This is a genomic window from Cupriavidus sp. 09_S30 (assembly GCF_056930435.1).
The window spans coordinates 2,728,017-2,754,584 of record NZ_JBXOWI010000001.1; the positions used below are offsets into that span (position 1 = coordinate 2,728,017).

Consider the following 26,568-nt stretch of genomic DNA (forward strand, 5'->3'; position numbering starts at 1 on the left):
GTCAGTCCTTTGCAATTTTCGGCAAAAAATTGTTTGGATGCTCTCTGCCGGGCTTGTGGCGCGGGTTCAAGCGATGCGCGTCTGCATGGGAGACCGCCTCATAAGCGGCCGGATGAGACAACCACGTATGTCGTGTGAGCGGATGATAATACTGCATTGCATCAGCGCGGTCCATGATATTTTCCGCGCCTGCTCGCGGCGCCCCGATGAAGGCCCGGTGCCACCGCCTCCGAACGTGTATTAGAAATGAGACAACGTGTCAGCCGGCCGGTTTTTTTGCTAGCATCGCTGCAATTTTGGATGTGCCCAAGGCCTCTGGCCGCACATCCCGGGCCGCAATTGCGCCAGCCACGAGCTTACCGTCTGCTTCCGCCTGCATGGCAACCGACCAGGAACTATCTGATTTTCTCGCCAGCGTCGAGCGGCGCGCCTTCAAGCAGGCCGTGTTTGCAGTACGTGACGATGAAGCCGCCTTGGACATCGTCCAGGACGCCATGATCAAACTCGCCGAGAAATACGGCGATAAGAGCGCCGCGGAACTGCCTCCCCTGTTCCAGCGTATCCTGCAGAACACGATCCACGATTATTTCCGGCGCCAGAAAGTGCGCAATACCTGGGTGACGCTGTTCTCCAACCTGCGCGACGACCGCGAAGGCGACGACAACGACCTGCTCGAGACACTGGAAGCCGAGATCGGCAGCGAATCGGCCGAAAGCAGCGCCGACAAGGTGGAGCGGGCACAGGTGATGGGGATCATCGAGCAGGAGATCCAGCGCCTGCCAGCGCGTCAACGCGAGGCGTTCCTGATGCGTTACTGGGAGGACATGGACGTCGCCGAGACTGCCGCGGTCATGGGCTGCTCGGAAGGCAGCGTCAAAACGCATTGTTCCCGTGCCACACATACGCTGGCGCAGGCCCTGCGAGCGCGGGGAGTCCGACTATGAGCAGAAACGACAGAGAAATCCAGGAACGCCGCTTTGTACATGAAGTGCGCCAGGCCCTAGACGCCTCGGCGCAACAACTGCCGCCCGCGATGAGCGAGCGGCTGGCTGCCGCTCGCCGCATCGCGCTGGCGCACAAGAAGGCCGAGGCCACGGTCAGGGTTCCGCAGTTCGCGGTGGCCGGCGCGCACGCCTCGCCGCTCCTCGAAGAGGACGATACACCGCTTTCCCGTGCGGGTAGCTGGCTGCGCCGCCTGGCCCTGGTGTGGGCGCTGATCGCGCTCGCCATCGGCCTGACAGCCATCTACCAGTGGCAGCAGCAGAAACGCATCGACGAACTGGCAGACGTGGACGCTGCCATGCTGCTGGATGAACTGCCCCCGGCTGCCTACGCCGACGAGGGTTTCCACGTTTTCCTCAAGCGCGGCCAATAAGCCTGATGACCCGCCCCCATTCCGACGCTCATCGCCGCCGGCTGGCTCTGATCGTGTCCGCCGGCCTGATCGCCGCCGCCGCCTGGGTGTTGGACCCGCCGGCGGCGCACGCGCAAGGTGCCTCATCAGCCAGATCCAGCGCATCCGTATCCCCCGCCTCGCAGCCCGCGCCGGCCCGCAGCACCGCGCAGGCGCACCCTAAGTGGGAGGAACTGACCCCGGTGCAGCAGCGCATCCTGGCGCCGCTGGAGCCCGGCTGGGAAAGCCTGGGTGAACTGCACCGGCGCAAGTGGCTCCAGATCGCCGAGCGCTATCCGAAGTTCTCGCCGGCCGAGCAGGCCAAGCTGCAGGCGCGCATGAGCGAGTGGGCCAAGATGACGCCGCAGCAGCGGCGCGTGGCGCGCGAGAACTACCAGATCACCCGCTCCCTGCCGGCCTCGAAGAAGGCCGAGGCCTGGAACAAGTACCAGAGCCTGCCCGAAGAGCAGAAGAAGAAACTCGCGGATGCGGAGAGCGTGCCGCACCGCCCGGGCGCCGTCAGCGCCTTGCCGTCATCCAAGCGCTTGCCCGTACAGACCGGCAAGCACGGCGCCCGGCCGGCAGCACCGGCCAGCGCGTCGGCGGCCGCCGCCAAGGCGGCGAGTGCGCCCGCGGCGGATGCCGCCGCCCAGCCGGCTCCCGCCTCGTCCGTGCCCGTATCGCCCGCGGCCGAGAATGGCACCGAGGCCATGGCCAGCACCCCGGCTGACACGAACGCCCGCAACTGAACTGCAAGATGCAGGACCGTGCAGGACATCGGTCCTGCACGCATTTGGCATAATGCGGCGGTACCCGCGATCTCCGCGGGCGGGCGCCTGCAAGCGCGCCGATAGTCTGACAGCGCCATGACCGCCGCCACCCTCGCCAAACCGCTTTCCGCCAGCCACACCCCCTCCCTGCGCCGCCGCCTCGCCTGCATGCTCTACGAGGGCGTGCTGCTGTTCGGCGTGCTGAGTGCCTCCACCGCCGCCTACCTGCTCATCCGGCCAGGCCTGCGCGCGCTCGGGCTCGACACCCCGCTCGCCATGCAGCTGTGGAGCTTCCTGGCGATGGGCCTCTACTTCGTCTGGTTCTGGCAGCGCAACGGCCAGACGCTCGCGATGCAGACCTGGCGCATCCGCATCGAAACCGCACAGGGCGTGCCCCCGCGCTGGCCACAAGCGGCCTGGCGCTATCTGCTGACCTGGCTCTGGCTGCCGCCCTCGGCCGCCGTCGGCCACGCCCTCGGGCTGGTCAAGGGCCCCTTCCTGGCGGTGCTGGGTGGCGGCCTGCTGATCTGGGTGATGCTGGCCTGGCTGAGCCCCGGCCGCCAGTTCCTGCACGACCGCCTGGCAGGCACCCGGCTGGCCGACCTGCGCCCGCGCCCCGCATGAACCTGAGCGCCAGCGCCCTGCGCCAGATCGCCCTTGCCGGGCAGATCGCGGCGAGCGGGTGCGCGGCGGCCCTGGCGCACTGGGGCGGCTGGCCTTGGCCCGCGGCGGTACTGGGCGCCGCCGCGCTGGCACTGGCGCTATTCGGCCTGACCGTGGCGGGCGCCTTCGCCATTTCCCTGTCCGGCGTGGGCGTGTCCGCGCCGAAGCGGCCCGCCATGCCGCCCGATCGCGCACACGCCGCGCTAAGCCTCGCGGGCGCGCTGGACTGCTATCTGCGCGAATGCGTGGCCGTGTTCCGTATGTTCAACTGGATCGAGCCCTTCTGCTCGCGGCGCCCATTCGCGCCCCTCGCCCCCCTCACGCCCTTGCCGCCCGGCACGTCGCCGAGACCGCCGCAGCCGCCGCTGCTGCTCGTGCATGGCTACGCCTGCAACCATGCGATCTGGCTCGACCTCCAGCCGGCGCTGGCCGCCGCCGGCTATGCCTGCGAGGCAATCGACCTGGAACCGGTGTTCGGCAGCCTCGACGGCCATGCCGATGCCGTGCTCGCACACATGCGCGCCATCCATGCGCGCACGGGCCAGGCGCCGCTGCTGCTATGCCACAGCATGGGCGGCCTGGCTGCGCGAGCGGCCCTGGTGCGAGGCCGCGCAGAAGGCAGCGCGCCATGCGCCGGCCTCGTCACCCTGGGCTCGCCGCACCAGGGATGCGCGCTGGCATCGCTGGGCGCCGGCGCCAGTGCACGGCAGATGCGCTGCGGCAGCGCCTGGCTGCGTGCGCTGGCCAGCGCCGAAGGCCCGGCCGAACGCGCGCTGCTGGCCTCCGTCTTCAGCTGGCACGATTCCATCGCCGGCCCGGCCGGCACCGGCTGGCTGCCCGGCGCCCGGCATTGGCCGCTGGCGGGCATCGGCCACGTCACGCTGCTGCGCCACCCGCGCGCGCGCGATGCAGTACTGGCCGCGCTGGCGAGCTTCGGCACCGCCACCGAGGAGAGCGCGGCCGCCAGCCCTGCCCCGGCCGCCGCCGGCACCGCCAGCCGGTAGCCGGGCCCGCCCCTGCGCAGCACACCCTGCGCAGCACACCCTGCGCAGCACAACCTGAGCCGCCGGCCGGCCTTCATGTGACGGTCATCCTTCCGTCATGGCGCGGTCACGACCCGCTGGCCCAATGCAGCCATCGCCGTTACCGGGGTCGCCATGGTTCAAGCAATCCGATTTGCCCGCGGGCGTCTCGCCCGGGCCGCGCACAAGCTGCGCGGCAGTGCCGCCGGGACCCCGCCACTGCCTGCCGCACTGACGGCCTTCATGCCGCCCTCCGAGCTCGACACCCCCGGCCCCCGCCCTGCCACCGACAGCGCCGCCAGCCAGCGCGACGCCCTGAAGTCCGCCCCGCCCCATACAATCCAGCGCTACCGCACCATCTGGGTTTCCGACGTGCACCTGGGCACGGCAGGCTGCCAGGCGGACTACCTGCTCGACTTCCTCAAGCACAACGAATCGGAGCGGCTCTACCTGGTCGGCGACATCATCGATGGCTGGCAACTGCGCCGCGGCTGGTACTGGCCACAAAGCCACAACGACGTCGTGCAGAAGCTGCTGCGCAAGGCCCGCAAGGGCACCGAGGTCATCTACGTGCCGGGCAACCATGACGAGATGGCGCGCCAGTTCGACGGCCTGGCCTTCGGCGACATCACGGTGCGCGAGGATGCCGTGCACGTCACCGCCAGCGGCCGGCGCCTGTGGGTGGTCCACGGCGACCTGTTCGACGGCGTGGTGCAGCACGCGCGCTGGCTGGCCTATCTCGGCGATTCGCTCTACACGATGATCCTGGCGCTGAACCGCCATTTCAACCGCGTGCGCGCGCGGCTCGGCTTCCCATACTGGTCGCTGTCCCAATACCTGAAGCACCAGGTCAAGAACGCAGTCAACTACATCAGCTCCTTCGAGCATGCGATGGTCGAGGAAGCGCGCCGCCGCGGTTGCGATGGCGTGATCTGCGGCCACATCCACAAGGCGGAGATCCGCGAGCTCGACGGCCAGTTCTACTGCAACGACGGCGACTGGGTGGAAAGCCTGTCGGCGCTGGTCGAGACCATGGAAGGCGAACTGAAGATCGTCTACTGGACCACGCTGCTCGATCCGCCGGCGCCGGTGCGCGCGCGGCGCCGGCGCGCGACCGCGACAGTCTGAGCTGCGACGGACCGGGCCCTCGGTCACATGGTCCGCCCGGTCCGCACGCGCGGCAGCCCTGCACAACTCACAACACAGCGTTCGCGCAGGACGTCGCACACGTCCATGCGCGACATACGCGACATACGCGACGACATACGCGACATAGGCGGCCCAAGCCGCAAGGAGCCAGCATGAAGATCCTGATCGTCACCGACGCCTGGGAACCGCAGGTCAACGGTGTGGTGCGCACGCTCAAGTCCACGCGCCGCGAACTGCAGGAGATGGGCCATACGGTGGAACTGATCACGCCGCTGGACTTCCGCACCGTGCCCTGCCCGACCTACCCCGAGATCCGGCTGTCGCTGCGGCCCGGCCGCGCGGTGGCCGAGCGCATCCGGGCCTTCGCGCCGGACGCGCTGCATATCGCCACCGAGGGCCCGCTCGGCATGGCGGCGCGCCGCCATGCCCTGCGCGACGGCATGCCCTTCACGACCGCTTACCACACGCGCTTCCCGGAATACGTGCAGGCGCGCTTCGGCGTGCCGCTGGCCTGGACCTACCGCTTCCTGCGCTGGTTCCATGGCCCGGCCCGGGCGGTGATGGCACCCACGCCGGTAGTGCTCGACGACCTGTGCCGCTATGGCATCGGCCACTCGGTACTGTGGTCGCGCGGTGTGGATCTCGAGGTCTTCACCTCGCGCCGCGCCAATGTGCTCAACACAGCCCACCCGATTTTCCTCTACGTGGGCCGCGTGGCCGTCGAGAAGAACGTGGAGGCCTTCCTGGCGCTCGACCTGCCGGGCTCCAAATGGGTCGTGGGCGACGGCCCTGCGCTGGCCTCCCTGCGCGCGCGCTACCCCGGGGCCAGCTATCTGGGTGTGCTGAGCCAGCCCGAATTGGCCAAGGTGTATGCTTCAGCCGATGTCTTCGTCTTCCCGAGCCGCACTGACACCTTCGGACTGGTCTTGCTGGAAGCGCTGGCCAGCGGGCTGCCGGTGGCCGCCTATCCGGTGACCGGCCCCATCGACGTGCTGGGTGACAGCCGTGCCGGCGTGATGCACGAAGACCTGCGTGAAGCCTGCCTGGAAGCGCTGCGCATCGACCGCGCCACCGCCCGTGCGCACGCCGAGCGGTTCTCGTGGCGCGCCGCTTCCGAGCAGTTCCTGTCCCACTTGCGGCCGATGGCCGTCGCCCAAGGCGATGCCCCGGCCCCACGCACCTCGCAAGAACATGCCGAAAATGCAGCCGCAGTCCGTCCCGCCACATATCAAGGCCAAGGCGGAACCCACGCCGGTGCCAACGCCGGCCGAGGCGAGCACCGAATACACGATTGAGCACAACCCCTACAAGGGCAATCGCGGGCTGGCGCGCGCTTGGCGCGCCGCGGTCAACTCCCTGTCCGGCCTGCGCTACGCGGTGCTGGAAGAGAGCGCGTTCCGCCAGGAGCTGACGCTGGTTGCCATCCTCACGCCGTGCGCGCTGCTGGCGCCGGTCAGCGTGGTCGAGCGCATCCTGCTGTTGGGCACGCTGCTGCTGGTGCTGATCGTGGAACTGCTCAATTCCAGCGTCGAGGCCGCGGTCGACCGCATCTCGCTAGAGCGCAACAGCCTGTCCAAGCGCGCCAAGGACTACGGTAGCGCGGCCGTGATGCTGGCGCTGATCCTGTGCGCCGGCACCTGGCTCGCCATCGTGGGGCCGCTGGTGGCGGGCTGGCTGCGGGCGCTCTGACGCCCTGGCGGAATGGGGCGGAAAGGGGCAGGCAAGAGGCAGACAACGGGCGGGCACGCTGCGGTGTTTGCTTATAATCGCTCTCCCACGTCCCGATCCACCGGCAGCCCATGGAACCCAAACCGCAATCCGGACCCCGCCGCACACGGGACCGCATTCTCGACGTCTCGCTGCGCCTGTTCAACGAACTGGGCGAGCCCAATGTCACCACGACCACCATCGCCGAGGCGATGGAGATCAGCCCCGGCAATCTGTACTACCACTTCCGCAACAAGGACGACATCATCAACTCCATCTTCGTGCTGTTCGAGCAGGAGATGGAGCGCCGCCTGAAGCTGCCCGATGATCACAAGCCCACGCTGGACGAAAGCTGGGGCTATCTGCAGTACATGTCGGTCTTCATGTGGAATTACCGCTTCCTGTACCGCGACATCAACGACCTGCTGGCGCGCAACCGGATGCTGGAAACCAACTTCAAGCGCATCGTCGAGCAGAAGAAGCGTTTCGCCCAGGCCATCTGCCGGCAGTTCCTCGAGGACGGCGAGATGGAGGCCACGCCCGAGCAGGTGGAGGCTGTCTGCACCAATATCGTGGTGGTCGCCACCTACTGGCTGTCGTTCCAGTTCGTGCAGCACCCGCGCCAGTACAACGACCCCGAGCGCATCCGCGGCTATTTGCACGGGTCCAGCTACCACATCTTCTCCATCCTCGCGCCCTATCTGCGCGGCAAGGCGCGCGACGCCTTCGACCAGCTCGCGCGCGAGTACGCGGCCGCCAAGGACGCACAGACCAGCAAGGAACAGAAGTGAAATCCATCTGCGTGTATTGCGGCTCCAGCCCCGGCAACCGCCCCGAATATGCGGAGCAGGCCCGCGCGCTCGGCCAGGCACTGGCCGAGCGCGGCCTGTCCCTCGTCTATGGCGGCGGCAAGGTCGGCCTGATGGGCATCATCGCCGACGCGGTGATGGCCCATGGCGGCACCGCCATCGGCATCATCCCGCAAGCGCTGCTGGACAAGGAAGTCGGCCATCGCGGCCTGAGCGAGCTGCACGTGGTGCGCAATATGCACGAACGCAAGCAGATGATGGCAGACCGCGCCGACGCCTTCATCGCCATGCCCGGCGGCGTGGGCACCTTCGAAGAACTGTTCGAGACGGTGACCTGGCAGCAGCTCGGCTACCACGCCAAACCCATTGGCCTGCTCAATGTGGCGGGCTTCTACGACGGCATGCTCGGCTTTATCGCGCACGCCGTGCAGGAAGGCTTCCTCAAGCAGGTCCACGCCGACCTGCTGCACGTGGACGCCACGCCCTTGGGCCTGCTCGGCAAGCTCGAGCAGGCGCCGCGCGTGACCGTGGACAAGTGGCAGGAAAAGCGCGAGCAGACCTGAGCCCGCGCATTGAGCCGCCCCGCCGGCTCAGAACGACGAGCCCGGCTCGCGCAGGAAGGCGGCTTCCTCGGCTGAACTCTCCCGCCCCAGCACCGCATTGCGATGCGGGAAGCGACCGAAGCGTTCGATGATGACCTGGTGCTTGTCCGCCCATTCGACGGTGTCGACCTCGCCGCCGCTGTCGTCCCGCAGCCGGCGCGTCAGGCGCGCCGAATCGGCCTGGGCGGCGCGGTCCTCGGCGTGCTCGAAGGGCATGTAGCAGAACATCCTGTGCCAGGCGGTAGGCAGGCGCAGGTCGGCGCCACTTGCCACGGCCTGCTGCGCCAGTGCCAGCGCGCGCGCGTCGGTGGCGAAGCTGCGCGCCTCGCCGCGGAACATATTGCGCGGGAACTGATCGAGCAGCACGATGCGCGCGCAGGCGCCTTCCGGGCAGTGCGCCCAGGCCGCGTCCTGCTGCGCGCCGCCGGGACCGGCCGCGGCTTCCCAGTCGACCAGAAAGGCGTCGCGGATGTGCCGATCAAAGGCATCCGACTTGCTGAACCATTCGCGGCGCGAAGTGTTCCAGGCGGGCGCCCCGGGCGTACCGAACCAGAAGTCGAGCACGCGCCGTGCCGTGGCGGGTAGCGTATCCGTCATGCCTTGCTGTCTCCTCGAATCGAATGGGCAAGCGTTGGGGGCCCGCTTTCAGCGCGTGACGTTGCGCATCCAGTCCGCGGTCTGGAAGAAGGCCTGCATCAGGCGCAGCTGCAGGGGCTCGGGCAATCCGACGTCCTGCATGGCCAGCGCCATGCAGCGCATCCATTGGTCGCGCTCGCTGGTGCCGATCTCGAACGGCAGGTGGCGTGCGCGCAGGCGCGGATGGCCGAAACGCTCGATGAAGTGGTTGGGGCCGCCGAGCCAGCCGCACAGGAACCAGAACAGCTTGTCGCGCGAACCGTCGAGCGAGGCCGGGTGCAGTGCGCGCAGGCCGGCGAATTCCGGCTCCAGGTCCATCAGGTCGTAGAAGCGGTCGACCAGCTCGCGCACCCGCGCCTCGCCGCCGACCAGTTCATAGGCGCTGGTTTCCTTGCTGGTTTCCTCGTTTTGGCCGCTCTCGGGGGCGCCGCTGGGTTCGGTACTCGTCATGCCGTGAAATCGAATCGCTTGGAAATGCCGCCATGATACGGGCATTGGCGCCAGGCCGTGGATCAGCGCAAGCGCCGCGCCGGCCTGCCTCAGGCATCGCGCAGCGTGGCCAGCGCCGGCTGCCGCAGCACTTCGCGCAGCCCGAGCCAGCCGCCGGCCAGGGCGCAAAGGGCTCCCGCCGCCACCCCGGCCGGCACGATCCATGGATTGAGGCGGTAAGGAAACTCGAATACGTGGGTAGCCAGCCCCCAGCCCACGGCGATCGCCCCCAGGCTGGCCAGCAGGCCGGCCAGCGCGCCGACCACCAGGAACTCGGCGTACTGGATCTGCCTCACCAGCGCGGCCGAGGCGCCCAGCGCCTTGAGCAGGCCCGCATCGCGCCGGCGTTCGTCGCGCGTGCCGGACAGCGCCGCGTACAGCACGGTCACGCCGGCCACCAGCGTGAAGGCGAACAGGAACTCCACGGCGGCGATGACCTGGTCGAGCACCTGCTGCACCTGGCGCAGGATCAGCTCGGTGTTCACCACCGTGATGTTGGGGAAGGCGGCGACCAGCCGGTTCTCCAGCGGCGCCTGCGCGGGTGGCAGGTGGAACGCGGTGATATAGGTCTCAGGCATGCCATGCATCAGCGCGGGCGGCAGGATCACGAAGAAGTTGACCCGCATCGAGCTCCAGTCCAGCTTGCGCAGCGACGTCACCCTCGCCTCCACCTGCTGCCCCGCGACGTCGAAGCGCAGGGTGTCGCCCAGCCGGATGCCCAGCGTGTCGGCGATGCCCTGCTCCACCGAGGCGCCGGCCAGGTGGCCGTTTTGCCAGGTGCCGGCGACGATACGGTTGCCCTCGGGCAGCGCATCGGTATAGGAGAGGTTGAATTCGCGCTCGACCAGATTGCGCGCGCGCTCCGCCGGATAGTCCGCGCCGGTCACGGCACGGCCCGCGATATGGGTCAGGCGGCCGCGCACCATCGGATACAGCAGGTCCTGGATGCCGGCGCCCGCCAGCTTGGCGCGCAGCGGCTCGCGCTGGTCGGGCTGGATGTTGATGATGAATCGGTTCGGTGCGTCGGCCGGCGTGGCGCCCCGCCAAGACGCGATCAGGTCGCTGCGTGTCATGCCCAGCAGCAGCAGCGCCATCAGCCCTATCGCCAGCGCTACAGTCTGCAGCACGGTGACGCCGCGGCGGCGCTCCAGCACGGCCAGCGCAAAGCGCCAGCCGACGCCCGCCAGGCCTGCTCCCGTGCGCCCGCGCAGCAGCTTCGCCAGCGCGGCCAGCGCCGCCAGCGAGAGCAGCCCGAACAGCACGCCCGCGGCAAGGAAGCCGCCTGCCGTCAGCAAGCCGAGCTTGAGGTCGCGCGCGGCCGCCAGCAGCAGCGCGCCGAAGGCGCCGAGCCCGAGTGCGTAGGCCACCCAGGCCGACACCGGCGGCAGGCCCAGGTCCCGCCGCAGCACGCGCAGGGGCGACACGCGGGTCAACGCCAGCAAGGGCGGCAGCGCGAAGCCGGCCAGCAGCACCAGCCCGGACAGCAGGCCGAGCGCGGCCGGCCGCGGCGACGGCGGCGGCAAGGTCACGGTCAGCAGCCCGCCCAGCGACAGCAGCAGCCCATGATGAGCCAGGTAGCCCAGCGCCACGCCAGCCGCGGAGCCGGCCAGGCCGATCAGCAGGAACTCCAGCGCGAAGGCGAGCAGGATCTGCCGGCGCGACAGGCCCAGGCACTTGTAGACCGCGCAGGCGTCCGTATGGCGCTGCACGTAGCGGCGCGCCGACATGGCAATCGCCACCGCCGCGATCATTGCCGACAACACGGCCACCAGCGACAGGAAGCGCTCGGCCCGGTCCAGCGTGGCACGCATCTGCGGCTGGCCCGTCTCCAGCGATTCCACCCGCATATTGCGCAGGCCGAGCCGTTCGATTTCGGCCTTGGCCCATTGCTGGAACGCGGCCGCGGCCGGGTCTGCGCCCGCCACCAGCAGCCGGTAGCTGACGCGGCTGCCCCAGCCGATCAGGCCGGTACTGTCCAGGTCCGACAGCGGCAGCATCACGCGCGGCGCGAAGTTCATGAAGCCGGCACCGCGGTCCAGTTCCTGCGTGATGATGCGCGCGATGCGGAAGCCGCGGCTGCCGAGCTGGATGGTGTCGCCCATGCGCAAGCCCAGCGCGTCCAGCAGCGCCTCGTCGACCCACACCGTGCCCGGCGCGGGGATGCCGTCGGCCGTTTGTTCTGCTTCGCCGGGTGCCGCGCTCGTCTTGAGCTTGCCGCGCAGCGGATAGCCGGGGCTGACCGCCTTGAGCGCCGCCAGCCGGCTCGTTGCGGCCGCCGCTGTGCCGGATGCCGCGGACGCAGCGGCTGCAGCGGATGCCGCCTTCGCCGGGCGCGCCGTCGCCATGCTCGGGAAGGTCACGGTCTGGGCCACCGCCAGCCCGGCCTGCCTGGCATGCTCGGTGAAGGCGGCTGGAAAAGGCTGGTCCGCGACCAGCAGCACGTCCGCGCCGATCATCTGGCGCGCGTCGCGCTCAAGCCCCAGCCGCATGCGGTCGGCCAGGAAGCCGACGCTGCAGAGCGCCGCCACCGCCAGCACCACGGCGAACAGCAGCAGGTTCAGCTCCCCGGCCAGCCAGTCGCGCCGCGCCATGCGCAGCGCCTGGCGCCAGGCGGAAAAGCGCGGCGAGGACGCGGCGGCCGGTGCAAAGGCGGCTGACGGCGGAAGCGAAGGCAGGCGTGGCGGTTTGGACATCGTCGGCAATCGGCAGGTGGAGCAGTGGTGTCGGTGGTATGAGGGGAATCGGCAAACCCGGTGAAACCGTGGCGATCGGGGCACGGCGCGGAGGGAGCAGCCCGGCCGTGGCAGCGGCCTGGAGCCCGCCCCTGCCCTGCCTTTCTCCGGCCGGCCTTAGAAGCGCTATCAAAATGAAGCGAAGCGGTTCTGGCTAGGCGCGCGGCCGCAGACAGTACAACTAGTACGGCAAGGCCGCGCAACGACGCCAGAATCATTTTGATAGCGCTTCTTACTCGCGCCGGACCGGCTCCCGCGCCTTGCCCGCCGCCCTGCCCAGCGCACCGTGCAGGCGGCGCACGCCGCGCCACAGGCGTGGCAGCAGCCACGCGGCCAGCAGCAGGAAGAACAGCAGCAGGACCAGGAACAGCACCGGCAGGAAAAAGGACAGCAGCAGGCCGCCGGCGGCACCGAGATCCTCGGTGAACGAGGCAACCCAGTTGGAGAACGGCTCGGGCGATACATTGATCAGGGCGCGCGTGCCCGCCTTGACCGCATGCGCGGTGCCGGCCAGCGTGCCGCCCGCCAGCCCGGCCGCGACCACCCATTGCGGATCGAGCTGGCCGAAGGCAGCCGCGGCCAGGATCGCGCCGGCGGGGATGCGTATGAAGGTCTGGACGCTGTCCCAGACCGAATCGAAACCCGGCATCTTATCGGCCAGGAACTCGGCCAGCGCGAGCGCCGCAGCCAGGCCGAGCACCCACCACGATGTCAGCGGCTGCAGCCCCGGCGGCAGGTGCAGCCAGCCCAGGCGCGCAAGCAGGCCCGCCGTGAACACGGCCAGATAGAGGCGGAATCCGCTGGTCCAGGACAGCCCGGCTGCCAGTGCGGCCGTTTCCAGCATGGCGCTCCTTGCATTGGGTGCATTCGAGCGGCGGGATTGCCGCTGAATGCAGTGTAAACCGGATCGGGCACCGCCTCAGGCGCGGTGCGGCGGCTGCAATGATGCGCCCATGAGCACGATCCGTCTCAGGAGACCTCAGGCAGCCTCAAGCGGCCTGAAATGGCCTGAAATGGCCTGAAATGGCCTGAAGCGACCTTAGGCGACCTCAGGCGGCCCCAGGTGCCTGCGGCAGGTCCGCCGCCACCTCGGCGATCATGCGGCGCAGCCAGAGCACGTCGGGCGCCGCGTGGCAGCGCTCGTGCCAGAGCTGGTAGAAACGCATGCGCGGAAACGCCACCGGCGAGGCCACCATGCGGATCGGCAGATACTGCGCATAGTGCGCGGCGAACTGGCGGCCGGTGGTGAACACCATGTCGGTCTTCATCAGCACGTAGGGCACCAGCCCGAAGTACGGCAGCGTGACCTGGATATTGCGCTTGTAGCCCTGCTCGGCCAGGGCCTGGTCGATCATGCTGCGCTGCATCGAAGCATAGGGCGCCGGGGCCAGGTGCGGCATCTCCAGGTAGTGCTTGAGCGTCAGCCCCTTGCGCGCCAGCGGATGCTGGGCGCCGAGCATGCACACCACCTCGTCGTCGAACAGCGGCGAGATATGCAGGTGCTCGGGCGGCGACAGCCAGTTGCCGATCACGATATCGAGCTGGCCCTGCTCCAGGTCTTCCAGGAAGTCGCCGCCGGCGGTCATCGCGTGCACGAACAGCTTGGCGCCCGGCGCCAGCCGCCGCACCCGCTCCACGATATTGGGTAGGAAGAAAGCGTCCAGGTAGTCCGGGGCGCCCAGGTGGAAGGTGCGCGTGGTGGTGGCGGGGTCGAACTGCTGCGGCGGGCGCGCGATGCGGTCCATCGCCGCCAGGCTCTGCTCGGCCAGCTGCAGCAGTTCGCGGCCGCGCTCGGTCGGCACCATGCCGCTTTTGCCGCGCACCAGAATGGCGTCCCCGGTGATCTCGCGCAGGCGCTTCAGGGTATTGCTGATGGCGGGCTGCGATTGCCCGAGGCGCACGGCGGTGCGGGTCACGCTCTGCTCGGTGAGCAGGGTATGCAACACCCGCAGCAGATAGGTATCGAGATGGTCGCGTCCGTGCATGGCGGGCGCCCCGGAGCCCGCTGGGACCAGGCTGGGCCGGAGGTGGCGAGGAGAGTGGGAACGGCGCATAGTGTAAGTGAGGGACCCGGCAGGCGGTCAATCCGCACGCACCCTGGATGGCCGGGTTTCTCGTTGATGGCGCACATCACCTGGGCCGAATATTGCTGGACATGGCCCGATGCTATGTTTCACGCCATAACACGAGGCTCAAGACGGAATACGAGACCATGGAGACGCAACCCATCCGCTTCTATCATCGCGGCCAGATCCAGGAAGTCGCGAACGCCCCCATCACCCGCACCGTGCTGCAGTACCTGCGCGAGGACGCGCGCTGCACCGGCACCAAGGAGGGCTGCGCCGAGGGCGACTGCGGCGCCTGCACCGTGGTCATCGGCGAGCTGCAGGACGACGGCCAGGTCGCCTTCAAGGCGGTCAATTCCTGCATCCAGTTCCTGCCCACGCTGGACGGCAAGGCCCTGATCACGGTCGAGGACCTGCGCCAGGCCGACGGCACCCTGCACCCGGTGCAGGAAGCGCTGGTGGAATGCCATGGCTCGCAGTGCGGCTTCTGCACGCCGGGCTTCGTCATGTCGCTGTGGGCGCTGTACCAGCAGTACACGCCGGGCGGCGACGCCCCCGCGCGCAGCACCATCTGCGACGCGCTCACCGGCAACCTGTGCCGCTGCACCGGCTACCGGCCCATCATCGACGCCGGCCAGCGCATGATGGCGCTGCCCGCGCCGCAGCCGGGCAAGCTCGAGCCGAGCACCATCGCCGAGGCCCTGCGCGGCCTGCGCCGCGACGGCACCTTCCACTACAGCGCCAACGGCCAGCACTTCCATGCGCCGCGCACCGCCTCCGCCTTCGCCGCCATCAAGGCGGCCCAGCCGGGCATCCGCATCCTGGCCGGCAGCACCGACGTGGGGCTGTGGGTCACCAAACAATTCCGCGAGCTGGGCGACCTGCTCTATGTGGGCCAGGTGCGCGACCTGTACTACATCGAGCCGCGCGACGGCATGCTCGAGATCGGCGCCGCAGTGCCGCTGGAGCCGGCCTACGCCGCGCTCACGGCCCATCATCCCGAACTGGAAGAGATGTGGAAGCGATTCGCCTCGCTGCCGATCCGCAACGCCGGCACGCTGGGCGGCAATATCGCCAACGGCTCGCCGATCGGCGATTCCATGCCAGCGCTGATCGCGCTGGGCGCCGAGGTGGTGCTGCAGTGCGGTGAAACGCGCCGCACGCTGCCGCTGGAAGACCTGTACCTGGCCTACCAGAAGACCGCCATGACGGAAGGCGAGTTCGTTGCCGCGCTGCGCGTGCCGCTGGAGGGCCCGGCGCATTTCCGCACCTACAAGCTGTCCAAGCGCTTCGACGAGGACATCTCGGCAGTCTGCGCGGCCTTCGCCATCGACGTCGAGGACGGCATCGTGCGCCGCGCGCGCATCGCCTTCGGCGGCATGGCCGCCACGCCCAGGCGTGCCGCCGCCGCGGAAGCCGCGCTCGCCGGCCAGCCCTGGAACGAGGCCACGGCGCGCGCCGGCATGGCCGCGCTGGGCCAGGACTACGCGCCGCTCACCGATATGCGCGCCACCGCCTCCTACCGGGCGCGCGGCGCCGCCAACCTGCTCTACCGCTTCTGGCTGGAAACGCGCGAGGACGCCCTGCCCGCCACCAGCGTCAACGTCCGCGCCCCCGGCGCCGGTGCCAGCGCCTGTACGCTCGCCGCCAGTGTCTAAGGAGTGACCGGCATGAACAAGCAAACCGAACCCTTCCTGCTCGATGAAAGCGTGGCCGCGGAAACCACGCCGCAGGTCGGCATCTCGCGTCCTCACGAGTCCGCCCACCTGCACGTGGCCGGCACTGCCACCTACACCGACGACATCCCCGAGCTGGCAGGCACGCTGCATGCGGCCCTGGGCATGAGCACGCGCGCCCATGCCCGCATCAAATCCATCTCGCTCGACAAGGTGCGCGCCGCGCGCGGCGTGGTCGCCGTGCTGACGGCGGCGGACATCCCCGCCGCCAACGAGTGCGGCGCGATCATCCATGACGACCCCATCCTGGCCACCGGCGAAGTGAAGTTCATCGGCCAGCCGGTCTTCCTGGTGGTCGCCACCTCGTATGACGCGGCGCGCCGCGCGGCGCGGCTGGGCGAGATCGAATACGAAGACCTGCCGCCGGTGCTGTCGCCCGAGGCCGCACACGCAGCGGGCAGCTACGTGCTGCCGCCGATGCACCTGAAGCGCGGCGAGCCGGCCGCGCACATCGCCGCGGCCGCGTGCCGCGAGGCCGGCAATATCCGCCTGGGCGGCCAGGAACAGTTCTACCTCGAAGGCCAGATCTCCTACGCCGTGCCCAAGGAAAACGACGGCATGCACGTCTGGTGCTCCACCCAGCATCCCACCGAGATGCAGCACGCCATCGCCCATATGCTGGGCTGGCACGTCCACCAGGTGCTGGTGGAGTGCCGCCGCATGGGCGGCGGCTTCGGCGGCAAGGAATCGCAGTCGGCGCTGTTCGCCTGCTGCGCCGCGCTGGCGGCCTGGAAGCTGATGTGCCCGGTCAAGCTGCGCCCCGACCGCGACGACGACATGATGATCACCGGCAAGCGCCACGACTTCGTCTTCGACTACGCGGTGGGCCACGATGCCGACGGCCGCATCGAGGGCGTGCAGGTGGAGATGGTGTCGCGCGCCGGCTTCTCGGCCGACCTGTCCGGCCCGGTGATGACCCGCGCGATCTGCCACTTCGACAACGCTTACTGGCTGCCGCACGTGCAGATCGACGGCTACTGCGGCAAGACCAACACGCAGAGCAACACCGCCTTCCGCGGCTTCGGCGGCCCGCAGGGCGCCTTCGCCATGGAATACATCCTCGACAACGTCGCCCGCGCCGTGGGCCGCGATGCGCTCGACGTGCGCCGCGCCAACCTGTACGGCAAGACCGAGCGCAACGTCACGCCCTACGGCCAGACGGTGGAAGACAACGTCATCCACGAACTGCTCGACGAACTCGAGGCCAGCAGCGAGTACCGTGCGCGCCGCGCCGCCACTCGCGCCTTCAACGCGGCCAGCCCGGTGCTGAAGAAGGGCATTGCCCTCACCCCGGTGAAGTTCGGCATTTCCTTCAACGTGGCGCACTTCAACCAGGCCGGTGCGCTGGTGCACGTCTACAACGACGGCTCGGTGCTGGTGAACCACGGCGGCACCGAAATGGGCCAGGGCCTGAACACCAAGGTGGCGATGGTGGTGGCGCACGAGCTGGGCATCCGCCTGGAGCGCGTGCGCTGCAGTGCGACCGACACCAGCAAGGTCGCCAACACTTCGGCCACCGCCGCCTCCACTGGCGCCGACCTGAACGGCAAGGCGGCGCAGGATGCGGCACGCCAGATCCGTGAGCGCCTGGCCGCCTTCGCCGCGCGCAAGGCCGGCGTGGCCGAGGACGAGGTCCGCTTCGGCGACGACTTGGTGGTCGCCGGAGAACTGCGCCTGCCCTTCGAGGAGCTGGCGCGACAGGCTTACCTGTCAAGAGTCCAGCTGTGGTCCGACGGTTTCTACACCACGCCCAAGCTGCATTGGGACCAGAGCAAGCTGCAGGGCCGGCCCTTCTACTACTTCGCCTACGGCGCGGCCTGCTCCGAGGTGCTGGTGGACACGCTGACCGGCGAATGGCGGCTGCTGCGCGCCGACGTACTGCATGACGCGGGCCGCTCGCTGAACCCGGCCATCGACATCGGCCAGGTGGAAGGCGCCTTCATCCAGGGCATGGGCTGGCTGACCACCGAGGAGCTGTGGTGGAACCAGGACGGCAAGCTGATGACGCACGCGCCTTCCACCTACAAGATCCCGACCGTCAACGACTGCCCGGAAGCGTTCAATGTGCGGCTCTACCAGAACCGCAACGTCGAAGACAGCATCCACCGCTCCAAGGCCGTGGGCGAGCCGCCGCTGCTGCTGCCCTTCTCGGTGTTCTTCGCGATCCGCGACGCGGTGGCGGCACTGGGCGACTACCGGATCAACCCGCCGCTGGTGGCGCCTGCCACCAGCGAGGCGATCCTTGATGCCGCGGATGCGGTGAGGGAGGCGGTGGCGGCAACGAAAGGATGATGGAATGACACGAGTGACGGGGAGGCGCTGGCAGTTTGCGTGCTGACGCGGCTGCGAGCGCCGGCCCTCTCCCCCGCCCCTCTCCCGCAAGCGGGAGAAGGGAGAAAACCTCGGGCACTTCCCCTGCTCCCGGTTTGCTCCCCTCTCCCACACGGTGGGAGAGGGGCCGGGGGAGAGGGCAGGCGCCGGCAAGAGCCACCACCACATCGCAACGCCCGTGACCTCGCGCCCGTGACCTCGTACTGCAACCAGCACCGCAAGCAGCCCGACCGATAACCCCGCGAACGCCGCACCCAGAGACCGAACCATGCAGGACGCCCCGCTCAAACCCTTCCGCTTCGCCGATGCCGCCCGCTGGGTGCGCGCCGGCGTGCCCGTGGCGATGGTCACCATCGTCGAGGTCAAGGGCTCGGCGCCGCGTGAGCCCGGCGTGCGCATGCTGGTGACGCGCGAGGAGCTGGTCGGCACCATCGGCGGTGGCCATCTCGAATGGCGCGGCATGGAGATTGCGCGCGCGATGCTGGCGGGCGCGCCCTCCCCCGCGCGCCGCATCGAGCGCATTCCGCTGGGGCCGGCCCTGGGCCAGTGCTGCGGCGGCGTGGTCCAGCTCGCCTTCGAGGTGCTGGGCGCGGCCGACCTGCCCTGGCTCGACGCCGTCGAGGCCGCCTTCGCGCGCGGCGAGGCGCTGCAACGCGCGGTGCCGCCGGCCGGGCCCGCGCGCCATGCGCCCAGCCGCGCGGTGGCGCCGGCGGTCACGCTGCATGCCGACGGCAGCTGGAGCGACACCTTGGTCTCGGACGAGATGCAGGTGGTGCTGTTCGGCGCCGGCCACGTCGGCCACGCGCTGGTCAAGGTGCTGGCCAACCTGCCCTGCCGCGTGCGCTGGGTGGACGAGCGCGACACGCTGTTCCCGCCCGGCCTGCCCGGCAACGTGCACGCCGAGGCCACCGACACGCCCGAGGCGGAAGTCGACGCCGCGCCGCGCGGCACGTACTTCCTGGTGATGACGCACAGCCATGCGCTCGACCTCACGCTGTGCGAGCAGATCCTCAAGCGGCGCGACTTCGCCTACTTTGGCCTGATCGGCTCGAAGACCAAGCGCGCCCGCTTCGAACACCGCCTGGCCGAGCGTGGCGTGGACAGCGCGCGGCTTGCCGAGATGACCTGCCCGATCGGCGTCGCCGGCATCACCGATAAGGCTCCAGCTATGATTGCGGTTGCCATCGTCGCCCAACTGCTCCAGGTGCGCGATCAGCGGCTTGCCGCCCTGACCGCGCGCACCAGGCAGCCAGAAGGGATGGCGCAACCCGTCACCCGGTGACTTTCGCCGGGCAATCATCAGAGGCCCCCATGACCATCGACGCCGCGCTCGCCGAACGCATCCGCCGCAGCCCCAAGGCGGAACTGCACGTCCATATCGAAGGCACGCTCGAACCCGAGCGCATCTTCCAGCTCGCCCAGCGCAACCAGGTCAAGCTGCCCTACGCCAGCGTCGAGGCGCTGCGCCAGGCCTACGCCTTCACCGATCTGCAGTCCTTCCTCGACATCTACTATGCCGGCGCCAGCGTGCTGCTGACCGAGGAAGACTTCTTCGACATGACCATGGACTACATCCGCCGCTCGGTGGCGGACAATGTGCGCCATGCCGAAATCTTCTTCGACCCGCAGACGCATACCGCGCGCGGCGTGCCCATCTCCACCGTGATCGACGGCATCGCCGACGCCCTGGCGCAGGCACGCACCGAGTTCGACTTCTCCAGCAGCCTGATCCTCTGCTTCCTGCGCCACCTGAGCGAGGAAGACGCCTTCGCCACGCTGGAAGCGGCGCTGCCCTTCCGCGACCGCTTCATCGGCGTGGGCCTGGACTCTTCCGAACAGGGCAACCCGCCTGAGAAATTCGCCCGCGTGTTCGCCCGCGCGCGCGAGCTGGGACTGCACCTGGTGGCGCACGCCGGCGAGGAAGGCCCGGCCGGCTACGTGCGCGACGCGCTCGACCTGCTCAAGGTCGAACGCATCGACCACGGCGTGCGCGCCATCGACGACCCCGCGCTGGTCGAGCGCCTCGCGCGCGAGCGCGTGGCGCTGACCGTGTGCCCGCTGTCCAACCAGAAGCTCAAGGTCTATCCCGACCTGCGCGATCACTCGCTCAAGAAGCTGCTCGATGCCGGCGTGGCGGTGACGCTGCATTCCGACGACCCCGCCTATTTCGGCGGCTACATGAACGCCAACTGGGAAGCCGTCTTCGACGCCCTGCCGCTGGACGCGGCCGATGCCCACAAGCTGGCGCGCAACAGTTTCGAGGCGGCCTTCCTGCCGGCAGCGCAGAAGGCCGACTTCCTCGCCGAAGTGGACCACTTCTGGCGATCGCCGCCCGCCACGCCGCCCGCGGCCTGAGCGAGGCTCATTCCAAGACACCGGCGTGCCCGGGCTGCGGCCCGCGCCGCCGGCCCCTAAAGACCAAGTCATGACGACCACTCCCGCCAACCCGTCCGACGCCAGCGGCACCAGCGGCATCAACAGCACGCAGGCCGTGCGCGGCCGCGTGCTGCATTTCCAGCGCGACCCGCAGTTCCACGAGGACGCCTATCAGTACTGGGAGGACGGTCTGCTGATCATCCGCGCCGGCCGCATCGTGGCCGCGGGCGACTACGCCCGCCTGGCGGCCGAGATCCCCGCCGACGCGCAGGTGACCGACCACCGCGGCAAGCTGATCGTGCCGGGCTTCATCGACACCCACGTGCACTACCCGCAGACGGACATCATCGCCTCGCCGTCGCCGGGCCTGCTGCACTGGCTCGAAACCTACACCTTCCCCGAGGAGCGCCGCTTCGCCGATCCCGACTACGCGCGCGGCGTGGCGGGCTTCTTCGCCGACGAGCTGCTGCGCAACGGCACCACCAGCGCCGTGGTCTGGAGCACGGTGCACGCCGCCTCGGCCGACGCCTTGTTCGCCGAAAGCGCGAGCCGCAACCTGCGCATGGTCACCGGCAAGGTGCTGATGGACCGCAACTGCCCCGAGTTCCTGCGCGACACGGCCGAATCCGGCGCGCGCGAATCGGCCGAGCTGCTGTCGCGCTGGCACGGCAAGGGCCGGCTGTCGTATGCGATCACACCGCGCTTCGCGCCCACCTCCAGCGAGGCGCAGCTGGCCGCCTGCGCCGAACTGGCACGCGCCTACCCTGACGCCTTCATCCAGACCCACGTGGCGGAGAACCGCGACGAGGTCAAGTGGGCGGCCGAGCTGTTCCCCGATGCGCGCAGCTACCTGGACGTCTACGACCGCTACGGCCTGCTGCGCCCGGGCGCGCTGTACGGCCACGCCATCTACCTGGACCAGGACGACCGCCGGCGCCTGGCCGACAGCGGCGCGGCGGTGGCGCACTGCCCCACCTCCAACCTGTTCCTGGGCAGCGGCTTCTACGACTTCCACCAGTCCGACGCCAACCGGCTCAACGTCACCCTGGCCACCGACGTGGGCGGCGGCACCTCCTTCTCGATGCTGCGCACGATGAACGCCGCACACAAGGTGGCGCGCATGGGCGGCTACCACCTGACCGCGCTGCGCATGTTCTACCTCGCTACGCGCGCGGCTGCCGACGCGCTGGGCTGGTCCGACCGCGTGGGCAGCTTCGCCGCAGGCTGCGAGGCCGACTTCATCGTGCTCGACCCGCAGGCCACGCCGCTGATCGCGCGCCGCAGCGCCCGCTCCGAGACGCTGGAAGAGCAGCTCTTCGCCTTCGCCATGCTGGGCGACGATCGGGTGATCGACAGCGTCTATGTGATGGGCGAGCCGGCAGGGATGTCTCATTAGGCATTTCCGGCGCAGTCGGCCCCGCCGCAAAGCGGCGGCTGCCGTGCGCCGGCCACCTCGCTTGACCCTGGTCAACACCCCCATTCGGCGGGGCTTCTAAGCTGTCGCTTCCCGGCGCGCCTGCCGGCGCCGTGGGCAAATGCCCGCGGCGCAGCCTGATCGCGGCGCGTCCCTGACCTTGGAAGAATTCCGCATGACTGCCAAGCTGCAAGCCAGGGCCATGGAGCCCTACCCAGACACCGCCGCCGCGCCGGCACCAGGCGCGAGCCGGAAGCCGGCCCTGCCCGAGCCCATCGCCCCGGAGGCGCCACTGCCCGCGCGCAAGATCATCCGGAGCTGGCTGATCCCGCTGGGACCGCGCACCACGCCGCTGCCCGTGGCGCTGACCTTGCTCGATAGCGCGCTGTTCTTCGCCACGCTGGCCGGCATCGTGCTGATCCAGCACTGGGCCGCCAAGCTCGGACTCGGCATCGTCGCCGGCGTGCTGATCGCCCGCCTCTTCATCATCGGCCATGACGCCTGCCACCAGAGCCTGACGCCCCGGCGCGGGCTGAACAAGTGGCTGGGCCGGCTGACCTTCCTGCCGTCGCTGACGCCCTACAGCCTGTGGGAAGTGGGCCACAACGTGGTGCACCACGGCTACACCAACCTGAAGGGTTTCGACTTCGTCTGGGCGCCCTACTCGCTGGAAGAGTTCCGCGCGCTGCCGCGCTGGCGCCGCGTGTTGGAACGCATCTACCGCACCGGCTTCGGCCCGGGCCTGTACTACCTGATCGAGATCTGGTGGCTGAAGATGTTCTTCCCCAGCAAGCGCCAGATGCCCTCGCGCCGCGCCATCTTCAAGTGGGACTGTGTGCTGGTGGCGGCATTCGGCGCGGCGTGGATCGGTGCTCTGCTGTGGCTGGCCTCGGCAACCGGCCAGTCAGGCTGGATGCTGCTGATGATGGGGTTCGTCGTGCCCTTCCTGGTCTGGAACGTCACCGTCGGCTTCGTGCTCTACGTGCACCACACCCATGCCAGCGTGGCCTGGTACGAGACCAAGGCAATGTGGGCGCGCGCCCAGCCCTTCGTCTCGACCACCGTTCACCTGCGCTTCCGCTACGGCATCGGCGCGGCGCTGCACCACATCATGGAGCACACCGCCCACCACGTCGACATGAGCGTGCCGCTGTACCACCTGAAGCGCGCCCAGAGCGTGCTGGAACACGCGCTGCCCGGCCGCATCATCGTCGAGAACTTCTCCTGGCGCTGGTACTTCGACACCGCGCGCCGCTGCAAGCTGTACGATTTCAAGGCCCTGTGCTGGACCGACTTCCGCGGCCGCCAGACCAGCGAAAACGCGCCGGTGCCCGCCTGAGCACCCGGCCGCGCGCGGCCCTGTGCCGCGCGCGAACAACAGGCGGCAGTGGACTTGCCCGCGCTGCCGCCGCTATAATCCGGGCTTCCATTGGGGAGTAGCCGCTCCGCCGTCACCGTCCCGCGCAACGCGGGAGCCGGAACGCGGAGGCGTACGTCAACAGACTTGACCGCTTGCGGTTATGGCGTGCGCAGCTTCCGGACCCTGGCCCGCCTTCCGGCACGGCCCGCGTCCATGGCCTGGCGAGACCGATGACGTCGCTTTTCCGGACAGGGCCGGGGAAGGCGTGCGTCATTGGCATCTCGCAGATGCGTCCGGCCCGGTTACTTGAAGAAAAATGGAAGCCTTCCTCGTGTCCACGGGTATCGTCGCCCTCGCCGAAATGGGCGACAAGACACAGTTGCTGTCTCTCGTGCTGGCAGCGCGCTATCGCCGCCCCATTCCCATCATCCTCGGCATCCTGATCGCCACACTGGTCAACCACGGCTTTGCCGGCGCCCTGGGCGGCTGGATCACCCACATGGTGGGCCCTAGCCTGCTGCGCTGGATCCTTGGCCTGGGCTTCATTGCCATGGCGGCCTGGATGCTGATCCCCGACAAGCTGGACGACGTCGAGCAAGCCAAGCCGGTGCGCGGCGCGCTGGGCATCCTGGGCACTACCATCATCGCCTTCTTCTTCGCCGAGATGGGCGACAAGACCCAGATCGCCACCGTGGCGCTGGGCGCGCGGTTCAGCGACACGATCGTGGCCGTGGTTGCGGGCACCACCTTCGGCATGATGCTGGCCAACGTGCCGGCAGTGCTGCTGGGCGGCCGCTTCGCCGACAAGATGCCGATCGGCCTGGTGCACAAGATCGCCGCCGGCATCTTCGTGGTGCTGGGCGTGCTGGCACTGCTCAACGTCGGCGCCTCGGCGGCCTGACTTGCTTCCGCAGGCACGGAAACGCGTACTTACAACTTGTTGTCGCTACTTCGGCACCTTCACCCGTTATGTGGAGCAGCACCGGCGCAGCAGCGTCATTCGCCACGCTGCCCGGGCATAACGACCCTTGATGAGGAGAAGGACTGATGCCGAACAAGACAAGCGGCCTGCGCCGGGCCGCACAGGCCGCGGCGATCGCGCTGGCGGCGGCCGCAATATTGAGCGGCTGCGTGACTGAACGTACGGTGGTTGTCCACGAGCCGGCGCCGCCCCCGCACCAGGCAGTGCGCGTCATGCCCCCGATCGTGCACGAGGACCGCGGCGCTTCGCCCGGCTACGGCTGGAACTGGGTCCCCGGCCACTGGAAGTGGGCCGGCAACGACTGGCTCTGGGTGCACGGCAAGTGGGTGCAGCAGGCCGTGCCGCCCATGCCGCCCGTGATCGTCGAGCAGGTCACGATCCAGCCCGCACCGCGCGCCTATTGGGTGCCGGGCCACTGGGTCTGGCGCTACGAGGCCGGCGGCGGCTGGGGCTGGGTCCAGGGCCACTGGCACGGCTGAGCGGGCGGACCGCCCCGCTAGCGCGGACCAAAAAAACGGGGCGAAACGCCCCGTTCAAACCCTCTCCGGCCCATGCTGCCGGCTGCCCTCACGGGCGGCCGGCGGGCCATCGATCACCGAACTGTCAATTCCATCATCGGCATCTGGCAGGCGACCGGCCTGCTGGCCGCCCGCTCAGTTGGTCGCTCAGTTGGCCGTCTTGGCGCCGCCCTCGAACCACTGCCCCAGCAGCGCGCGCTCGTCATCCGTGATCTGCGTGACATTGCCCAGCGGCATCGTCTTCTGCTGCACCGCCTGCTGATAGATCAGCTGGGCGTGCGCCTTGATCTCGTCCGCCGAGTCGAACATGATGCCCTTGGCCGCGGTCGGCATCATCTTCGGCTGGGCAGCGTGGCACTGCACGCAGCGGGCGTTGATGATCTCCTGCACCTTGGCAAAGCTGACCTGGTTGGCCGCCTCGTTGGCGGCCACCGCAGGCCGCGGCTGCGGGGCGATCATCACCGCCACGCCGGCCAGCAGGGCGACGCCCACCGCCGGCCAGGCGATATTGATCTTGCCCTTGTGCTTCAGGATGAAGAACTGGCGGATAAAGACACCGGCCGCCATGATCATCACCAGCGCCAGCCAGTTGTACTTGTAGCTGTAGGTCATGCTGTAGTGGTTGGACAGCATGGCGAACAGCACCGGCAGCGTGAAATAGGTGTTATGCACGCTGCGCTGCTTGCCGCGCTTGCCGTGGATCGGATCCGCCGGCTGGCCCGCCTTCAGCGCCGCCACCACCTTGCGCTGTCCCGGGATGATCCACACCAGCACGTTGGCGCTCATGATGGTCGCAATCATGGCGCCGGTCAGCAGGAACGCCGCGCGGCCCGAGAACACGTGGCAGGCCACGAAGGCCGCCGCCACCACGTACAGCGCCACCAGCACGCCTACCGTGGCGTCGCTCTTGCTGAAGATGCGGCAGATGCAGTCATAGACGATCCAGCCGATCAGCAGGTAGGAGACCGCGAAGCCCACCGCGGCGCCCGGCGACATGTCGAACACATTCTTGTCGATCAGGAAGGTGCTGGCATTGAACAGGTAGAGCACCACCAGCAGCGCGAAGCCGGACATCCAGGTGGAATACGATTCCCAGTAGAACCAGTGCAGGTTCTCCGGCAGTTGCTTGGGCGCGAGCAGGTACTTCTGTGGGTTGTAGAAGCCGCCGCCGTGCACGGCCCACAGCTCGCCATCGACGCCCTTCTCCTTCAGGTCGGGGGCGGTCGGCTTGGTCAGGCTGTTGTCCAGCCAGACGAAGTAGAAAGAAGAACCGATCCAGGCGATGGCGGTGATCACATGCAGCCAGCGCAGCAGCAGATTGGCCCAGTCGAGAATATAGCCTTCCATGACTTGTCTCCTGTTTCCCGTACTGGCGGATCAGCTGCCGCGGTAGGTCGAGTACGACCACGGCGAGACAAGCAGCGGCACGTGGTAGTGCGCGCCTGCATCCGCAATGCCGAAGCGCAGCGGCACCACGTCGAGGAAGGGCGGCTGCGGCAGGTTCACGCCGCGCGCACGGAAGTAGTCTCCCGCGTGGAATTCGAGTTCGTACACGCCGGGCGCGAACGCCTCGCCTTCCAGCAGGGGCTGGTCGCAGCGGCCGTCATGGTTGGTGACGACGGTCTTCAGCGTCTCGCGGCGATTGTCGACAATTTTATAGAGTGTGATCGACATGCCTTGTCCGGGGGTACCGGCTGCCGTGTCGAGCACGTGGGTGGTCAAGCGTCCCATCCTGTCTTCCTTAGGGGTTTGGGTTGTGAGGGGCGCCGCTGCCTTCACTAGCACCGTCCGTGGGAGGACGATGCCCGCTCGG

26 protein-coding genes and 1 riboswitch are annotated in these 26,568 nt (G+C 68.9%); of the genes, 18 read left to right on the forward strand and 8 right to left on the reverse strand.

What is annotated here, in order from left to right; translation table 11 throughout:
• Position 1: 1 nt before the first annotated feature.
• A complete protein-coding gene (locus tag AC1Z3O_RS12910; RefSeq protein WP_483516113.1) occupies positions 2-175 on the reverse strand; it encodes a hypothetical protein in 174 nt (57 codons plus the stop codon).
• Between the two features lie 202 nt (positions 176-377).
• Between AC1Z3O_RS12910 and AC1Z3O_RS12915 the strand changes: the two genes are divergently transcribed.
• From AC1Z3O_RS12915 to AC1Z3O_RS12960, 10 genes are all read left to right on the forward strand, one after another.
• Positions 378-944 (forward strand): RNA polymerase sigma factor, encoded by a 567-nt coding sequence (locus tag AC1Z3O_RS12915; protein WP_483516114.1) that lies wholly within the window; start codon positions 378-380, stop codon positions 942-944.
• Positions 941-1,375, forward strand: coding sequence for a DUF3619 family protein (locus tag AC1Z3O_RS12920; RefSeq protein WP_483516115.1), 435 nt, complete (start codon positions 941-943; stop codon positions 1,373-1,375). Before AC1Z3O_RS12915 ends, AC1Z3O_RS12920 begins: the two co-directional genes overlap by 4 nt.
• Before the next feature lie 5 nt (positions 1,376-1,380).
• A complete protein-coding gene (locus AC1Z3O_RS12925) occupies positions 1,381-2,142 on the forward strand; it encodes a DUF3106 domain-containing protein (protein WP_483516116.1) in 762 nt (253 codons plus the stop codon).
• Positions 2,143-2,259: 117 nt separating this feature from the next.
• The gene (locus AC1Z3O_RS12930; RefSeq protein WP_483516117.1) at positions 2,260-2,787 is read left to right on the forward strand and encodes an RDD family protein; all 528 of its coding nucleotides are present in this window, start codon (positions 2,260-2,262) and stop codon (positions 2,785-2,787) included.
• The gene (locus AC1Z3O_RS12935; RefSeq protein ID WP_483516118.1) at positions 2,784-3,830 is read left to right on the forward strand and encodes an esterase/lipase family protein; all 1,047 of its coding nucleotides are present in this window, start codon (positions 2,784-2,786) and stop codon (positions 3,828-3,830) included. Before AC1Z3O_RS12930 ends, AC1Z3O_RS12935 begins: the two co-directional genes overlap by 4 nt.
• A 153-nt stretch (positions 3,831-3,983) precedes the next feature.
• Positions 3,984-4,976, forward strand: a complete 993-nt coding sequence (locus tag AC1Z3O_RS12940) for a UDP-2,3-diacylglucosamine diphosphatase (RefSeq protein WP_483516119.1) — start codon at positions 3,984-3,986, stop codon at positions 4,974-4,976.
• A 173-nt stretch (positions 4,977-5,149) separates the two neighbouring features.
• On the forward strand, positions 5,150-6,292 hold the full coding sequence (locus tag AC1Z3O_RS12945) for a glycosyltransferase family 4 protein (protein WP_483516120.1): 1,143 nt from the start codon (positions 5,150-5,152) through the stop codon (positions 6,290-6,292).
• Positions 6,189-6,686 carry a diacylglycerol kinase gene (locus AC1Z3O_RS12950; protein WP_483516121.1) on the forward strand — a complete coding sequence of 166 codons (498 nt, stop codon included), beginning with the start codon at positions 6,189-6,191 and terminating at the stop codon, positions 6,684-6,686. The genes AC1Z3O_RS12945 and AC1Z3O_RS12950 overlap by 104 nt, the downstream gene beginning before the upstream one ends.
• A gap of 110 nt (positions 6,687-6,796) precedes the next feature.
• Positions 6,797-7,495 carry a TetR/AcrR family transcriptional regulator gene (locus AC1Z3O_RS12955; protein WP_483516122.1) on the forward strand — a complete coding sequence of 233 codons (699 nt, stop codon included), beginning with the start codon at positions 6,797-6,799 and terminating at the stop codon, positions 7,493-7,495.
• Entirely contained in the window at positions 7,492-8,076 is a 585-nt protein-coding gene (locus AC1Z3O_RS12960) for an LOG family protein (protein ID WP_483516123.1), read from the forward strand. The genes AC1Z3O_RS12955 and AC1Z3O_RS12960 overlap by 4 nt, the downstream gene beginning before the upstream one ends.
• A 27-nt stretch (positions 8,077-8,103) precedes the next feature.
• Here the strand turns inward: AC1Z3O_RS12960 and AC1Z3O_RS12965 are convergent, their stop codons facing one another.
• The 5 genes from AC1Z3O_RS12965 to AC1Z3O_RS12985 form a co-directional block, all read right to left on the reverse strand.
• A complete protein-coding gene (locus AC1Z3O_RS12965; RefSeq protein WP_483516124.1) occupies positions 8,104-8,712 on the reverse strand; it encodes a DUF924 family protein in 609 nt (202 codons plus the stop codon).
• 48 nt (positions 8,713-8,760) lie between these two features.
• Positions 8,761-9,201, reverse strand: a complete 441-nt coding sequence (locus AC1Z3O_RS12970; protein ID WP_483516125.1) for a group II truncated hemoglobin — start codon at positions 9,199-9,201, stop codon at positions 8,761-8,763.
• A gap of 89 nt (positions 9,202-9,290) precedes the next feature.
• Entirely contained in the window at positions 9,291-11,933 is a 2,643-nt protein-coding gene (locus tag AC1Z3O_RS12975; protein ID WP_483516126.1) for an ABC transporter permease, read from the reverse strand.
• Between the two features lie 271 nt (positions 11,934-12,204).
• Positions 12,205-12,816 carry a DUF4126 domain-containing protein gene (locus AC1Z3O_RS12980; RefSeq protein ID WP_483516127.1) on the reverse strand — a complete coding sequence of 204 codons (612 nt, stop codon included), beginning with the start codon at positions 12,814-12,816 and terminating at the stop codon, positions 12,205-12,207.
• A gap of 205 nt (positions 12,817-13,021) precedes the next feature.
• On the reverse strand, positions 13,022-13,957 hold the full coding sequence (locus AC1Z3O_RS12985; RefSeq protein ID WP_483516128.1) for a LysR substrate-binding domain-containing protein: 936 nt from the start codon (positions 13,955-13,957) through the stop codon (positions 13,022-13,024).
• A 227-nt stretch (positions 13,958-14,184) separates the two neighbouring features.
• Here AC1Z3O_RS12985 and xdhA point away from each other — a divergent pair, with 227 nt between their 5' ends.
• The 8 genes from xdhA (at position 14,185) to AC1Z3O_RS13025 (ending at position 24,716) form a co-directional block, all read left to right on the forward strand.
• On the forward strand, positions 14,185-15,696 hold the full coding sequence (xdhA, locus tag AC1Z3O_RS12990; protein WP_483516129.1) for a xanthine dehydrogenase small subunit: 1,512 nt from the start codon (positions 14,185-14,187) through the stop codon (positions 15,694-15,696).
• Between the two features lie 12 nt (positions 15,697-15,708).
• Positions 15,709-18,066, forward strand: a complete 2,358-nt coding sequence (xdhB, locus tag AC1Z3O_RS12995) for a xanthine dehydrogenase molybdopterin binding subunit (RefSeq protein WP_483516130.1) — start codon at positions 15,709-15,711, stop codon at positions 18,064-18,066.
• Between the two features lie 307 nt (positions 18,067-18,373).
• Positions 18,374-19,387, forward strand: a complete 1,014-nt coding sequence (gene xdhC / locus AC1Z3O_RS13000; protein WP_483516131.1) for a xanthine dehydrogenase accessory protein XdhC — start codon at positions 18,374-18,376, stop codon at positions 19,385-19,387.
• A gap of 29 nt (positions 19,388-19,416) precedes the next feature.
• Positions 19,417-20,460: an adenosine deaminase gene (locus tag AC1Z3O_RS13005; protein ID WP_483516132.1), complete on the forward strand. Its 1,044-nt coding sequence runs from the start codon at positions 19,417-19,419 to the stop codon at positions 20,458-20,460.
• A gap of 70 nt (positions 20,461-20,530) precedes the next feature.
• A complete protein-coding gene (gene guaD / locus AC1Z3O_RS13010) occupies positions 20,531-21,877 on the forward strand; it encodes a guanine deaminase (protein WP_483516133.1) in 1,347 nt (448 codons plus the stop codon).
• A gap of 193 nt (positions 21,878-22,070) precedes the next feature.
• Complete coding sequence (locus tag AC1Z3O_RS13015; RefSeq protein WP_483516134.1) at positions 22,071-23,234, forward strand: fatty acid desaturase; 1,164 nt, start codon at positions 22,071-22,073, stop codon at positions 23,232-23,234.
• A gap of 72 nt (positions 23,235-23,306) precedes the next feature.
• Positions 23,307-23,518: riboswitch (yybP-ykoY riboswitch) on the forward strand.
• Positions 23,519-23,571: 53 nt separating this feature from the next.
• Positions 23,572-24,156, forward strand: a complete 585-nt coding sequence (locus tag AC1Z3O_RS13020) for a TMEM165/GDT1 family protein (RefSeq protein ID WP_483516135.1) — start codon at positions 23,572-23,574, stop codon at positions 24,154-24,156.
• A gap of 146 nt (positions 24,157-24,302) precedes the next feature.
• Positions 24,303-24,716, forward strand: a complete 414-nt coding sequence (locus tag AC1Z3O_RS13025) for a hypothetical protein (RefSeq protein WP_483516136.1) — start codon at positions 24,303-24,305, stop codon at positions 24,714-24,716.
• A 186-nt stretch (positions 24,717-24,902) separates the two neighbouring features.
• Here AC1Z3O_RS13025 and AC1Z3O_RS13030 read toward each other — a convergent pair whose 3' ends face one another.
• Positions 24,903-26,102: a urate hydroxylase PuuD gene (locus AC1Z3O_RS13030; protein WP_483516137.1), complete on the reverse strand. Its 1,200-nt coding sequence runs from the start codon at positions 26,100-26,102 to the stop codon at positions 24,903-24,905.
• 30 nt (positions 26,103-26,132) lie between these two features.
• Entirely contained in the window at positions 26,133-26,486 is a 354-nt protein-coding gene (uraH, locus tag AC1Z3O_RS13035; RefSeq protein WP_483516138.1) for a hydroxyisourate hydrolase, read from the reverse strand.
• Positions 26,487-26,568: the final 82 nt, after the last annotated feature.